Source organism: Paenibacillus sp. 05T425 (genome assembly GCF_056396205.1).
The window spans coordinates 106,316-120,760 of the sequence record NZ_JBFTLA010000003.1 but is presented as its reverse complement, the minus strand read 5'-3'; the positions used below and the strand labels follow the sequence as shown (position 1 = coordinate 120,760).

10 protein-coding genes are annotated in these 14,445 nt (G+C 50.2%); all 10 read right to left on the bottom strand.

Going from position 1 to position 14,445, the window contains the following annotated elements:
- Positions 1–10 precede the first annotated feature (10 nt).
- The 10 genes from AC1DF0_RS07345 to AC1DF0_RS07300 all read right to left on the bottom strand — a co-directional run bounded on the left by AC1DF0_RS07345 (position 11) and on the right by AC1DF0_RS07300 (position 14,410).
- Positions 11–1,540 (bottom strand): glycoside hydrolase family 43 protein, encoded by a 1,530-nt coding sequence (locus AC1DF0_RS07345; RefSeq protein WP_477573531.1) that lies wholly within the window; start codon positions 1,538–1,540, stop codon positions 11–13.
- A 118-nt stretch (positions 1,541–1,658) separates the two neighbouring features.
- Positions 1,659–2,912: an endo-1,4-beta-xylanase gene (locus tag AC1DF0_RS07340; RefSeq protein WP_477573530.1), complete on the bottom strand. Its 1,254-nt coding sequence runs from the start codon at positions 2,910–2,912 to the stop codon at positions 1,659–1,661.
- Positions 2,913–3,125: 213 nt separating this feature from the next.
- The gene (locus AC1DF0_RS07335) at positions 3,126–4,076 is read right to left on the bottom strand and encodes a carbohydrate ABC transporter permease (protein ID WP_442052690.1); all 951 of its coding nucleotides are present in this window, start codon (positions 4,074–4,076) and stop codon (positions 3,126–3,128) included.
- Positions 4,077–4,092: 16 nt separating this feature from the next.
- Positions 4,093–5,001, bottom strand: a complete 909-nt coding sequence (locus tag AC1DF0_RS07330; protein WP_442052675.1) for a carbohydrate ABC transporter permease — start codon at positions 4,999–5,001, stop codon at positions 4,093–4,095.
- Positions 4,998–7,550, bottom strand: coding sequence for a DUF5696 domain-containing protein (locus AC1DF0_RS07325; RefSeq protein ID WP_477573529.1), 2,553 nt, complete (start codon positions 7,548–7,550; stop codon positions 4,998–5,000). The genes AC1DF0_RS07330 and AC1DF0_RS07325 overlap by 4 nt, the downstream gene beginning before the upstream one ends.
- Positions 7,551–7,567: 17 nt before the next feature.
- A complete protein-coding gene (locus AC1DF0_RS07320) occupies positions 7,568–8,194 on the bottom strand; it encodes a Yip1 family protein (protein ID WP_442053392.1) in 627 nt (208 codons plus the stop codon).
- On the bottom strand, positions 8,187–9,647 hold the full coding sequence (locus AC1DF0_RS07315) for an NHL repeat-containing protein (RefSeq protein ID WP_477573528.1): 1,461 nt from the start codon (positions 9,645–9,647) through the stop codon (positions 8,187–8,189). Before AC1DF0_RS07315 ends, AC1DF0_RS07320 begins: the two co-directional genes overlap by 8 nt.
- Positions 9,648–9,663: 16 nt before the next feature.
- The gene (locus tag AC1DF0_RS07310; RefSeq protein WP_475820896.1) at positions 9,664–10,527 is read right to left on the bottom strand and encodes an ABC transporter permease subunit; all 864 of its coding nucleotides are present in this window, start codon (positions 10,525–10,527) and stop codon (positions 9,664–9,666) included.
- A 14-nt stretch (positions 10,528–10,541) separates the two neighbouring features.
- Positions 10,542–11,498, bottom strand: a complete 957-nt coding sequence (locus AC1DF0_RS07305) for a carbohydrate ABC transporter permease (protein WP_477573527.1) — start codon at positions 11,496–11,498, stop codon at positions 10,542–10,544.
- Between the two features lie 17 nt (positions 11,499–11,515).
- On the bottom strand, positions 11,516–14,410 hold the full coding sequence (locus AC1DF0_RS07300) for an extracellular solute-binding protein (protein WP_477573526.1): 2,895 nt from the start codon (positions 14,408–14,410) through the stop codon (positions 11,516–11,518).
- Positions 14,411–14,445 lie beyond the last annotated feature (35 nt).

Genomic DNA, 14,445 nt, shown 5'->3' with positions numbered 1-14,445 from the left:
CGCGTAATAATTAAACAAGCTTCTTATAATGGAAGTAATCGTAATCGGCGAATCCACCAATTTGCTTCGTAGCATAATTATATAGTCCAAATCGGTAGCCCATGAAATGCTCAAGCTTGTAATGCAACTGCAGCGGACTGCCGATCGAATGCCATTCCTCACCGTCCGAAGAGTATCGGAAGTGTGCAATGTCCTCGCGACCGCCATTATCGAATTGAAACTCGATTTGCAAATAGATCCGAGTCCCTTCGTATCTTGTCCGCTCGACCGTTATCTCGCCTTCACTGCCATCCGCTCTTCCATTGAAGCTCATTGCTACGAAATGTTCGCCGTTATCGTCAACCTGAATACCGACTGAGCCGAAGACGTATTGCAGCGCCACCAATCCTGCACGGTCGCCCGGCTGCATATTGGTTATGTCCAGTAACGTAGTTCCGATGCAAGCTGGACCTTCTGTGCGTTGCGTCAACGTATTTCGAGCAAACTCTACGCTGTTGGCAAGATGTCCTGTCGTGAGGCGCAAATAACCCGAACGATCCGTGACCGACCAATTGTCCGGGTCAGGATTATGATTCCACTGCCAATTAAGCGCCAACAAGTTCACATCGTAATCAAAATCATCGCTGATGATAATAGGCTTTGGCAAAGTGCTCGGCAGCTTCACTTCGTACGTCTGCGGCGCTCTGCCGTCTTGTCCCAGAACTGGCCAATCGTTCTCCCAAGCAACCGGTACAACGCAAGGAATGCGGCCGACGGCTCCGTGATCCTGGAACAGCACCGTATACCAATCTCCATCTTGCGTATCGATGATGCCGCCTTGCGCAATGCCGTTATTGCGATAATCCATTTGATCATCGAGCACTAGCTTGTGTTCGTATGGACCCAGCAGATTTAGCGACCGGTAGCACAGCTGCCTGCGGCGCTTATTGCCTTCGCTCGGCCAATCGATAAAGAACAAATAATAATAGCCGTTTATTTTGTATGCATGGCAGCCCTCGGCACGAAGCATAATTCCTGCTCGCTCCGTCTCAAGCAGCAGTTGATTAACACCGTCAGGCTTAAGCGCCGTTGCATCCGCAGTCAGCTCCGTAATGCGTATATCCCCATTGCCGTGGAAGACGAATACACGGCCGTCATCGTCGAAAAGCATGCTTGGATCATGATGCAGTCCTTGAATGACGTTTCGCTCCCACTTGCCGTTCTCAATATCACTCGTCGTATAAATATAAAATTGATTCATATCCAGACTCGAGAAGCAGACATAGAATTTGCCATCGTTATATCGTAGACTGGCAGCCCATGAGCCCTTGCCGTAAATGCCCTTGCCGTTTAGCAAGTTATGGGCTTCATTATCCTCAAAAGTATCATAGACGTAATTGACGAGCTCCCAGTTCAATAAGTCTTCAGACTTCATAATCGGGCAGCCGGGCATCGAATGCATGCTCGTGCTCACCATATAGAACGTGCTCCCCACACGGATTACGCTTGGATCCGGAACGTCTGCCCAGATAATCGGATTCGTAATTGTCGTCCTGTTCATTGCCAGCTCTCCTTCGTATACCTGAATAGTCCATCACCCAACCAGTCTAGCCAACATACGCTTAGGCAACAACCCGTTTATTTATAGGGGTTCACCTGTTATGAATCGAACTTCCATATTATTTGGACTTCTCTGTTCCAGCCGGATCGACAACAGCCCAGAATGCCGGCTTCGCGTGCAACTGCTTGTCGAACAGGAACGGTGCGTTGGTACGCGTCACTGGGAAGCTATTCAGCCAAGTGTGATCGTCCGCAATGCCCCAGAACACGACGCCGCCGATTATATCCTTATTCGTCCTGAACGCCTCGAATAGCTCGCGATAACGATCCGCTTGCTTCTGCAGCAGATCTTCCGGAATGTCATTTCCTAGATCAGTACGGTCATTCCAAGCATACATGCTCATATCAAGCTCGGTTACGAGATTATCAAGGCCGAGTTCCGCGAACTTCTTCATCGATTCGATGATGGAATCGACCGTCGGCCCGAATACATCGATATGCGTCTGATGGCCGACACCGTCGATCGGCACGCTTTTGTCCAGCAACTCTTTCACGAGCTCGTACAACCTGTCCCGTTTGGCAGGATTATCGGTACCGTAATCATTAATGTACAGCTTCGCTTCAGATCCGCCTGCTTCGCGAGCTGCGCGGAACGCCGTCTCGATAAAGTCAGTACCCGTTATCTTATACCATTCGCTGGCCCGCATGCCGTCCGGATCGGCCGGCTCGATTACTTCGTTAACTACATCCCACGAATGGATATCATTCTTGTATCGTTCAACGATCGTGCGGACATGCGTATCGAGCCGCTTCAGCAGCAGCTTCTTATTGGCATCCCGCTTCGCCTCATCGGTTTCGTCAACCATCGGTTTGCCCTCAGCGTCCTTAAAAAACCAGGCGCCGGTCTGGCTATGCCAGACAAGTGTATGGAAACGAACCTCCATACCGTTCTCCTTCGCAAAAGCGACAAGACGATCCGCATTCGTCCAATTGAAACTTCCTTCCGTTGGCTGGATTGCATCTGGCTTCATCACGTTTTCCGCTACGAGCCAATTCACATGCTTCTTAAGCAACTCCGCTTTCAGCCCCTCCGTCTGAGAAGGCTCGATGGCCGCTCCGATCGGGAAGTAATCGGCGAACGTCTCCGCCAGCGACGGAATATCTTGTTCGACCGACGACTCCGGCGTCGGAGTCGACACCGGAGTCGGCTCCGATGCAGGCTGCGGCGTTCCGCTTTCTATTGCAGCAGTCGTTTCATTCAAGCCACCTTCTTTTTCAGGTTGATGCCGGTTCAATAGAAGGACCATTACGACTGCAATTATTGCGATAACTGATATTGCGATATAAACAAATTTATGGTTTACTCGAGTCATTTCACTCCACCTCTCATTTAGCCATATCCGACATACAAAAAACATTCATTCAAGAGTAGATTACTACCCTTTGCGGCTATATTGGATAACTGCAGCAACTTTATCCAACATAGACTATCTCACCGCTAGGTGCACAACTGCAACAAGCGCCCTGCGGGCCAGCCGAAGTGGCCGATCCTGCAAGGCGCTTGGCTTGATGCGACTCTACTGCCTTTATCCGACGATACCCGTACGTTCGATACTTTCGACAAAGTACCTTTGAACGAACAAATAAAGAATAACGAGCGGCAGAATGGCAAGCAGAATGCCGGTATCCTGCACCATGCTCATGAAGAACGGATCCTTGTTGGTCGTGGCGCCGCCTTCGAGCATAATCTGCAAATTGTATGGCAGAGACGTCAATTGCGTAGACATGACCTTGCTTGAGGTCAAATAAGTCGTCGTGAAGAAGCTGTCGTTCCACTGCCACACGAACGAGAACAGCAATACCGTAATGATCGACGGTGTAGCGTTCGGAAGCATAATCCGCAGAAACGTCGAACCTATGCCTGCGCCGTCGATGTAGGCCGCTTCCTCGACCTCCTTCGGAATGCCCCGGAAAAACTGCCGGAAGATGAAAATGTACAGCCCCGCCTTCAGCGAGTTCGCCGTTATCGACGTCAGAATGAACGGCCAATACGAATCTAGCAGATTAATCGATTTGCCTCCGGTTAGCAGCGGCACCAAGCCGAGCAGCGTAAAATCCTTCAAGTTCATATAGATCGGAATTAATATGGTCGTAGGCGGAACTAGAATCGTTAGAATGACTCCCGCGAACAGCAAGTTGCTTCCTTTGAACTTCAGCCGGGCGAACGCATAACCTGCAAAGGCGCACGATACGGCGGTCAATATGGTCGTCATAGTCGACAAGCCGATCGTGTTCACCAGCGTTTTCCAATAATCCATAATCGAGATCGCCTGCTTGAAATTATCGAGCGTAAAATGCTCGGGGATAAATACGACGATAGGTGAATACATGTCGGCTTTATCCTTGATCGATGTAGATATTTTTTGAATGATTGGATACAGGATAACGAATGACAAGCCGATGATCAGCACGAGCCGAACAATCGTCCACAGTCCTCGCTTCCAGCTTTCCAACGATAACAATCGCTCCATAAGCAACGTTCTCACTCTCCTTCTATTCCTGGTAGAAGACCCGTTTGGATATGATGTACGTACTGATCAACAGGATGATCATGATGACCAGGAAATAGATCCAAGCCATGGCCGAGCTGAGACCGAAGTTAAAGCTCGTAAAGCCGGTTTCTCTGATGAGCGTCGTCATATCGTTCCTGGAGAACGAATCGATAATCGTATAGATGACGTTAACGAGTATAAGCGGGCTGACCATCGGGAACGTAATCTTCCAGAACGCCTCATATCCAGTCGCGCCTTCAATCTTGGATGCTTCATACAGCTGCGGCGAAATCGTCTGGATGCCAGCTAAGAATATGAGAATCTGTACCCCCGATTGACTCACGATTTGGTAAATCCTCTCGACCGCATCCATTAAATACATCACGATATCTTCGTTCATGCCGGAATTCAGCATTATTCTCATCAGTTCCATCGTACCGGTAGTGAATACGCCACCAGTGGCATTCTGCTCATTAATCGCTTGCACAAGGCTCTCCGCTTCCAGATTTGCAATGACGCCCGAGGCGAGAATGACCGGAAGAAAGAAGATCGATCTTGCAATACCCCTGCCGACGAATTTTTGATTCAGCAATACGGCCAGGAACAAGCTGAAGATGACGATAAGCGGCACGTTAACGACCATATTGATGACCGCATCGGTCAAAGTACGGTTAAAGCTCGTATTCACCGTTAGCGCTTCGATAAAATTGTCAAAGCCGATGAACGTAATCGTCATCCCTTTTGCATTCGCTTCAATCTCGCTCAAGCTGTATTGCAACGAATACAATAAAGGAATCAAGAAGAAAAACAAAAATCCAAGCAGCCAAGGCAGCACATACAGAAATCCCCATAATGCTTTCTGTTCATTGTACGTTCTTGATCGAAATACACGCTTCGCTATCGTTCTCAAGATTGTTCACCACCCGTCACATAACTCTCGGCTTCTATCGTCAACCCGTTCACTGTAGCCCCAGTGTCGTTATAATTGACGATGACGTACTTCCCGCTTTCATAGACGGTCTTGAACACACCTTCGCCAAGCTTCTCGTGCAGGGTGATACGCTCATTCTGCACGTCCTTCAGCACGCCGTTTACTTCTTCGTAAATGTCGGCTGCCTGCTCTAGCCACTGCTTGTAATTAACGGCATACAATTCATTGGATTCCGTATCTTTCACCTTGTAATTAGGTTCATGAATCCATTCGAAGTAAACGCCGGCGCCGTATTCCAAACTTCTCAAAATGTATTGCCGAACGTTCGTATAAGCCGTCAAATTGTAAGGCGAGCCCGTATATCCGATATGGCCGCGAACGACCATTTGGTAGAAGGGTATCGCTTCGTCTTCGAGCTTAAAGTTGCTATTCGACATCGGCGCGTTTGTCACATCCGACAAGTATGGAAGGGCGTACGCGTTGCCTCCCTCTGCCATAATGTTCAGATTCCCCTCGCGAATGTCGTTTAGAGCTTCAACCGAAATCGCCTCGGATTCCGTACGGTCAATCAGATTGTTTTTGCGAAAATCGCTATTTAACTGATCAGCCATATCCCTTAGCGAGATGCCGCCCGTCTCGTAGCCCTTCATTCCTTTCAAAATGGTATCTACGTACGATCCGACGAGTTTTGGCGAGACGACATAGGAAGGCAATTTGGTTCGGTCCCGACGATTGAGCGCCAGATCGAGCGGGTAAAATTCCGCAGGAACGGAGCGCAGCGTCCGTGAAGCGTCATCCTTCTCGTCAAACCCTTTGCCCGTATGAGCTGTCAAAATAGCAACGTCCGGATACAACTCCACACCCTGCTCCTTCGCAAAAGACACCAAGCCGCGCAAGCCTTTGGCACCGCCGATCCCCTTGTCTACCGTTACGTCGTCCGGCACTTTGTGGTCGAGTCCGCCGTTGAACCATCCGGAATAACGAAGCTTGATATGGTTGATGCCAAGCTCCTTCATCTCGCCGATCATTTGCTCCGTCTGCTTGAACGTCGTTAGAGGCTCTAACGTTTTGTACGGAACGCCTACGAAATGCTTCTGCTTCGCAATGCTTCCAACAACTTGAAGGTAGAAAGGAAGATTTTCATCCCCGTTCTCCTCCTTTGGCTTCGGCAGTCCGCCGTTTTGCTCCAAGTGCTGCCTGTAATAGGCGGCCATTCCTTGATACGTAGCGTCTTCTCCGCTAAGGAAAGCGTACCGCACCGTAAAATCGCTGTTCGTCGGACGCTCTTGGAACTTCGGCAGCGTCCGCTCCGAACCGTTCGCTTGGAGCGTAAGCTCCCCTTTGCTCGTGACGTTAAAGGTAGGGTACACATAGTTGTAACTGTTCAATTTACCGCTGATATCGGCATTGATGCTAGCGGCCGAAGCGCCTTCTTCAATCATGCCTAGGAACGCGCCTTCTTTCCTAATGATGCCGAATACGGGCAGTCTGACCGGCTGCTCGTTAACGGCATTTTCGACCACTTCCAATGCTTGGTCGGATCCGTAAACCATCTGCTGATAAGCCGGATATTTGGTTTTTCCGTTATTAAAGGTGATAAGTGCTCCTGAGCCGTCCGGCACGAATATCGAGCCCTCCTCATCCGTCCCCCCGGCTCCGAAGAAGCTGAGCAACGTGACGGTGCTGACCGGATATTCAGTCGGAGCTTTAATCTCCTCCACGGGAACCTTGACGACGAGACTGTCGGCGTCCAGCTTATATTCGATAGAAGCCATAAAAATTCTCGGCGCCGGCGATTCCTGCGTGAAGTTCAGCTCAGCCATATCCTTCTGCAAATCCTCTTCCGTATAGCCGGCTTCCTCGAATGCCTTGAATGCGCGCTCGAGTTGAAGACCGTTCAGCGCCTGGTCGTTCCGAACATAGGCCCCTGAATTGGGATCCTCCTTATAGCCGATGCGCAAAGCGCGCTGTCCCGCTTTATCCAGCTTGCCGGACAACTCCTCGAGACGCGCAGCGCTCAGCATGAGAGGCAGATCCATCGCCGTTTTTTCCGCTTTGCCGAATTTATAGGTTACTTTAACGCCGCCGTCAATCGCTTCATATTTAACCTGCTTGTATGCGACGCTGTCCAGGAATGTGTTAATTGAATTAACCTGTCCAAAGCTGTTATAGTAATCGATCTTCAATTGCGAGGACAGTAAGCCCTTGTTAACTCCGGTCGCGATCGGATCGGCTTCGGCTTCGGTCGGATTGCTATGCCATATCTCGCCGCTGCTTTTGTTAAGCACAGCTATAGCGCCCGTCTCGTCGTTAATGAACAGCCGAAGCAGGTCATTCTCGGCGATCCCCTTCATTCCCGCGATACGCGTATCCGTGAACGAAGCGTTAAGCGCCTTGCCTTGCTCGAATGCAGCCTCCAGCTGCTGCTCATCGTTCGTTTGATTGGCGTTGCCCGCGCCGGAACAACCGGCGACCAGCAGCCCTGCAGCAAGAACCGCAGACAAGACGGCATTTCTGGCCATACGCATCTTTCGTTCCTCCTTCCTCAGTTCCTCAAGGTGATTTCTTGATAAATAATAGTGACGAAAGACACTATTTGTTGAAGCAAGCTAAAGAACAATAGACACAGGAACGCCATGAAGCCGATCGCCACAAGCGACAGCGCAATCGTTAGGATTGTTTTGCTAGGCGTAAATTGGTGCACGGTCATGTTTCCAACAAACAACAGGTACATCGACCATAAAACGGCAAAGCTGTTGCAGAAATAATAGAACGTCGTCTCCTGCAAGGAAATTACGTTGCTCAGCCATATCCACGGGAAGTTGATAATGACCATCGGCACGAGCGCAAAGCAGGTCGACGTGAAAATATCTACAAACTTCCCTTCTCCATCCATTAGTGTGGTAAGCGACCAATTGGCCACGCACCAGAACAAGACAGGAACGATCACGTACGTAATTTCCATCAGGCTGTTCATTTGGTCCGGATTATAAATATGGACCAGAAAACCGCTGTACTGGCTGCCTAAGACATTGGTCAGGATGAGCAACAGCAGAATACCGAACGACATGATAAGATTCAGCTTCTTGCTCTGTTCGTATTTCAGCTCCCAATAACCGTTAAAGGGGTGCGTGATCACATACAACGGAAATTTAATAAGCTCTTTATTCAACCGAAACGCCCCTCTTTCTATCCAACATTTTCCGGTATGCCCTTGTGAGCAGGACGATGGCGATCAAACCGAAGATCACGGTCATAATGATGCCGAAATGTTCCCTCAGCACTTCCTTTCGGTGAAGGAGGAACGCCTTCGAATAATTGCGCTGGTCCAAACTCTGTTTGAAATAACGCATTGCATCGTCATAATCGCCTTGCCTTAGAATCGACTTCCCGATACCGGAATAAGCGAAATCCAGATTCGCGTTCATATTAATCGTTTGTTCGTAGAGCTCGAACGACTTCTCTTCCTCGCCGCGGTAGTAACTTCTGACCGCTTCGTTCAAAGTCCGCCCGTATTCGGTCGTTCGGAACACGGTTATCTCGCCGAACGCCTTGTCCAGTACGAGGAAATCATCCCCGACACGTTCTATCGCTACCGGCGTATTGAATTCGCCGATCCGGTTGCCCATGCCGCCGAACACGTACATGAAGTGTCCATCGCCGTTGTACGTAAAGATTCGGCCTTTCTTCGAGTCAAGAACAGAATAGATCTCGCTGTCTGTAACATCGACATCAATTAACCGTGAACGCCCGTCCGCGGGCCTATAATTAATGTCGCCTATCGGATTGAAATAGCCCGTTCTCCGCAATATATCGCTGCCTTGCGCGTTCAGCTTCCGAATCGAGTCGCCCATATCGCCGCTCGTCGCGTAGATGAAGCCTTCATCGTTAATATCCATGTTCGTAAATTCGGTTGGCGTGAACATGACCATTTGGCTGCGCTGCGCTTTCGTCGACAGCCGCTTCCAGAACAGCTCCACCGGATCGACCCATACGCGGTTCGCTCCGATGAACGATGTAAACGTTCCTTCCGCGCTAAATTCCATTAGTCCGTCGAACACGCCCGTCGCCATCACATAGATGCGCTGTGCTTTGTCCATGATGACCCTAACAGGCTGGAAGTCGAAATTCTCCTTCAGCAGCTCGGACGAGGGCTTCTCGACAATGTTCACCAAGCGGCCCTCTTCGTCGAGATGTACGACGCGCTTGTTCCCTGTATCGGCGATCAGCAGATGCTTCTCATCCGAGACGAAGATCCCCTGCGGGTTCAGGAACGTTTCGGTCTGGCCTTCGCGCTCGAAGGAGTCGATCACCGTCGCCTCGCTGTAGTCCTCATCCAACACAACGATACGATTGTTGCCGGAATCGAGAACGTATATTTCGTTGTCCGGCGTTACATGAAGATCGCTCGGATCTTTGAATACCCCGACACCCAGCTTATCGCCTGTCAACAATTCCGTCGCTTCATAAGCGGAAGGAGATACAACCGTATCGCCCCAAACGGAATAGTTATAGGAGGCCCCTCCATCCGCCGCATGCGCAAGAGAACCACCCGCGCTTATGCCGAATACGCAGCACATTGCCGCAAGAAGATAAGCTCTTAGTTTTGTCTTGCTCTTCAACATCGTGCAAGTCTCCCTTCTAATCTTTCATCCCGGAGGTGGCCATCGTCTGAATGACGCTGCTCTGAGAGATGATGAAGAGCGATATCGGAACGACCATCAGGATAAGAGCGACGGCAGCGCCGACGCCTGCACGAGCGATACCTCCCAAAGTGATCTGACCGAGCGCGTAATGGAGCGTCTTCAAATTTTCGCTGTAAATGAAGTTGCCCCCATCGGTTCCCCATAACGCAGGAAACTGCAGGATCATAAGCGTCAGCCAAGCCGGCTTTACGTTCGGCATGACGATGCTCCAATATATCCGGTATTCGCTCGCTCCATCGATTTTGGCCGCTTCCAGCAGAGCCGTCGGAAGCTGCTCGATGAATTGCTTCATCAGGAACAGCCCGAGCGGAAACGCGAGCGATGGAACGATAATCGAAGCATGGGAATTGATCCAGCCCAGCCAAGACATCACCATGTAGTTCGGAATGGCCGTTACATGTCCCGAGAACATTAGCGACAGGACGACGATCGAGAACAGCCCTTTAGAACCAAGAAAGTTGTATTTCGCCAATGGGTATGCTGCTGCCGAAGCAAGCAATATATGTCCTGCTGTGCCGATTAGCGTAATAAGCAGCGTATTGGCGATATAACGTGACAAAGGTACCCAGGAATTGCCCATCAAGGCGACCAAATCGTAAAAGTTATCCAGTGTCGGATTATTCACGAAGAAGCGCGGCGGGAAAATGAACAATTCGTCCAGCGGCTTGAAGGCGTTATTCACCGCATAAAGCAGCGGAAGCGCCATGAACGCACCGAACACGGCGAGAAACGCGAATAAGATAAAGCTGACGGCAAACGAACGGTTAAGCCTCTTCGGCGTTCGGAATGCGGCCATCATTTTAACGACCAACGTTACTCACCTACCTTTCTGAGCAATTTTTGCGTCAACTTATTCGTTCCGATCATGATGCAGAATAGTACGGTCGCAATGGCGGACGCATAACCCATTTCGAAACGAATGGTGCCGTAGTCCATCAAGTGCGTAACGATTGTATGCGCTGCATAGTTAACGCTCGGAAAGCCTGCCAGCGCCACGGTAATATCGGCGACTGCGAGCGATCCCGTAATTTGCATGACGGCGCCGAACATCAGCTGCGGTCTCATCGAAGGAAGCGTAATGAACCATAGCTCCTGCCAGCGGTTCTTGATTCCGTCTACGACGCCCGCCTCGATCAGCGTCCGGTCGATCGTCTGCAAACCTGCGATAAAGGCGAGGAAGCTAGTGCCCAGGCTGAGCCACAGCTGTACGATCATAACAATCATAAGAATGTATTGTTCATTGGTCAGCCATTGAATCGGTTCCAGTATAAATCCGAACTTAATCAGGAATCCGTTCAAATAGCCGTAGCGGTCGCCCGAAAATACGATCAGCCAAATGAAAAATACGTTGCCTGAAATAGCCGGCGCGTAGAAGATCAAAGTCATGACCGACCGCACCTTAGGCGACAGCTCGTTGATAATCCATGCAAAGAAGAAGCACGCGATATAGCTGACCGGTCCGGTAATAATCGCGAAGAGGAAGGTGTTCTTCACTGCGATCATAAAGATATCGTCGTTCAGAAACAGCCTGGAATAGTTCTGCCATCCGACGAAACGCGGAAATTCGAGCATGTTGAAATAAAAGAAACTAAGAATTAAAGAAAACACGACCGGAATGACCGTAAACGTGAAGAAAATCAACATGTACGGACTCATCAAAAAATAATAATGTTTGTTTTTCTTCAATTCCGTCCATACACTGGCCAATCTCGATTTTTTCTTCGGATGGATAAGGTTAGGCACGGCTTGACTGGTTGTTTCGGCTTGCAATGGATTCCACCCCCAAACTAATACGGTAAATTGAATTCTTTGCGCTTGATTTCGATCTCGTCGTTAATATACAGGACGTAATCGTTTAAGGCTTCTCGAGGGTTCTCGCTCGCATTGACTACTCTGCGGAAGGCGTTGTCCAGATGGCGCCCTGTAAAGTAGCCGCCCGGCACTTGCGGAATGCCTCTTACCCATTCCCACTGACTTGCCAAATTGTTGTAATCCTTGACCGGCCATGGCAATTCCTCAAGCGCTTCGGCATTAGCCGTCGGATAACGCGCGGCTTCGCCCATCAGGCCTTCCATCTCGCGTCCGTACGCAATTTGGGTTTCCTTGCTGGTCCACCATTTCATGAACTCCCACGAAGCTTCTTTGTTATCGGCGTTTTCCATCAGCATGACGCCCGTCGTATGGCTGGCTACCTGATGATTGACGGTGCCGTCTGCCTGCTCCGTACCCGGAACGAGCGTGAAATCCCATAGCCCTTTAATTTCCGGAGCCAATACCGTCAGCATATTATAGGTCGTGTAATCCGCTATGCCGATCGGCATTTCTCCCGTACGGAAGCGGTTCGGGAAGTCAGCAATGACAGGAAATTTGTAGTTGGTATAAAATTGCGTCCACTTTTTAAACATTTCCATGGAGATGTCTGTATCGAGCGCTGTCTTTTTGTCTTCATCCTGGTAGAACTCGCCGCCATTTTGATAAAGCAGCGCGGAGAATGTCGCATTCGGCACGAGACTCGCATTCGACGCCTCGATCGGAAGCCAAAATTCCATATTATGCTTTTGGAGGACCGAGATCATGTTGTAAATATCCTGCCAAGTCTGCGGTGGAGCAAGATCCAGCTCTTCGAGAATATCCTTGCGATAGAAGAGCATCGGGAACGATTGCTGCTCCGGCAAGGCATACACGCCGCTGTCATACTTGTACGGCGTAAGTCCGCTGTCTTGGAAACGCGCTGCGACTTCCTCGAAATCATCGAACTGCGTCAAGTCTGCAGCCGCCCCCCTCATGGCGTAGTTCACGGGAACGTCTTCTCCAATCTGCATCGCAACATCCGGACCTTCGTCAGCAAGCGTTGCCGGCAGCAATATGTTGCCTGGAACGAGCCTTAAGTCTACCGCGACTTTCGAATCCGGCGTGAAGGAGTCGTCGATCAAGCTCTTAAGCACCTGCGCCTGATCCCTGCCTGTCGTTACCCAGACTGTAATCCTGCTGTCTTGCTCTTCGCTCGTATTTCCGATGCTGTCATAATCCTCGGTATAAGAAGCAATGTAAGCGCCAAGCTCATGCTTGACCTCCTCGAACATCGTTGCTTCCGCTCTTGGAAGCTTCTTGCCGGGCGAGGATACGATCAAATAATCTAGTGCAACCGGCTGCTCACGCACCGTAAGAATCCATGTGCCAAGTCCGCCGACATTCGTTTTGAACGCGCTTAAGCGATTGCCGACTGTCTCCGGATTCTCGATCATTTCCTTCAATTGCCCGACCATCGTATGAAGAACAGCCACCTTGTCGCTGCGTTCGCCGGTCGATTGCTCCAAATAATCAGCTACGCTTTGGATGATGCCGGCTTGCTCCTCAAACGTCGTTACCATATCCGGAATCCGCTTCTCCAGCTGGTAATCGCGGAACGGATCGGGAGTATTCGACGTAATCATCAATATTTTGCGATACATCTCATTCAACTGCAGCACGCTCGATTCGATCGTACGAATAAGCGGCGCGATATCGCCGAGCGACACCATCATGCGAATACGATGCGTTCCCTTCGTCAAATGGAACAAATACGGCTCATCGCCGCCAAGCACGTTCATCTTCCATTCCATGTCGAAGTTAAACCGCAGGCGCTTCATTTCCTGAAACGGCATCTGTCCATCGATCGTCAAGCTTCGAGTGGCATACACGCCCCGCAGCTGATCCTGCTTCTGCTTCAACGCAATTTGGTATAAGCCGTCCTCAGGTGCCTCGAACTCCCATTCGATCCACTGCCCGGGGAGCTTCCAATTTGTCCCGCCGATCGTATTGATTCGCAGCTTAGACACGTTGTACGGAACGACAGTCGGGCTCGACCGGTCCGACAGAGGATACAACGTAGGCGATGACTTGGCGACCGCGTCCTCGGCTTGAATTTCGATGTATTGGTCGACGGCGGGCTTGATGCCCTCGGTCTCATACTTCTTCTTTAAGTCCTCGTAAGTCATCAAAGCTTGGTCCTGGTAAAGTTCAATATAATCAATCGCCATCGGTTCCCTTAAGGCCGTCAAGGAAATCGATTGCTGCCCGCTCTCAAAGTAAAAGGAGTAAGGCTCATCATAATATCCATTGCGATCATTGAAGCTTCCGAGCTGCCATGCCGGCTTCTCTACTTGCCGTGGCCTGATTTCGTTGCCGCGATCGTCTCGTCCGATTTCGTCCTGTCGATTACCCCAAACCCGATCGAATAATAGAATCTCCGCGCCTTTAAAAGGGACTTTATCGTTTATGGCAAACTGTCTTTCGATCGCAGAGCTCTTACCCTCGATCGGCAAATAATGGATTCTCACATTGTACATACCCGCTTGCTTTACTTGCACATTCCACTGAATGGTGCCTGACTCCGGTGTGACAACCGCCTTGCCGTCCAATCCGTCCAATTGATCCGTTGTTTCAAACCCGTCACCGGTCGATTCCGAGAAGCTCTCACCTTCAATACGGATGATCTCTTCCGGTCTTTCAGCAGCCGAGTAGCTATCCAAGTACATATCGTAGCTGTCTTCTCCTGCTGATGCCGTAACGGCGCTGAAATCCGCCATTGCCATGGCGCGTCCGCTATCGGATGAATCCGAAGGGTAGAACGCCCATATAGACGTTGCCAGTACGGCGAGAACGAGTATAATCGCGACGTAGTTCTTCTTTCTGAAGTTCAACTTTTCTCCCTCCTGCAGCAAGAAGTTAAATTCAA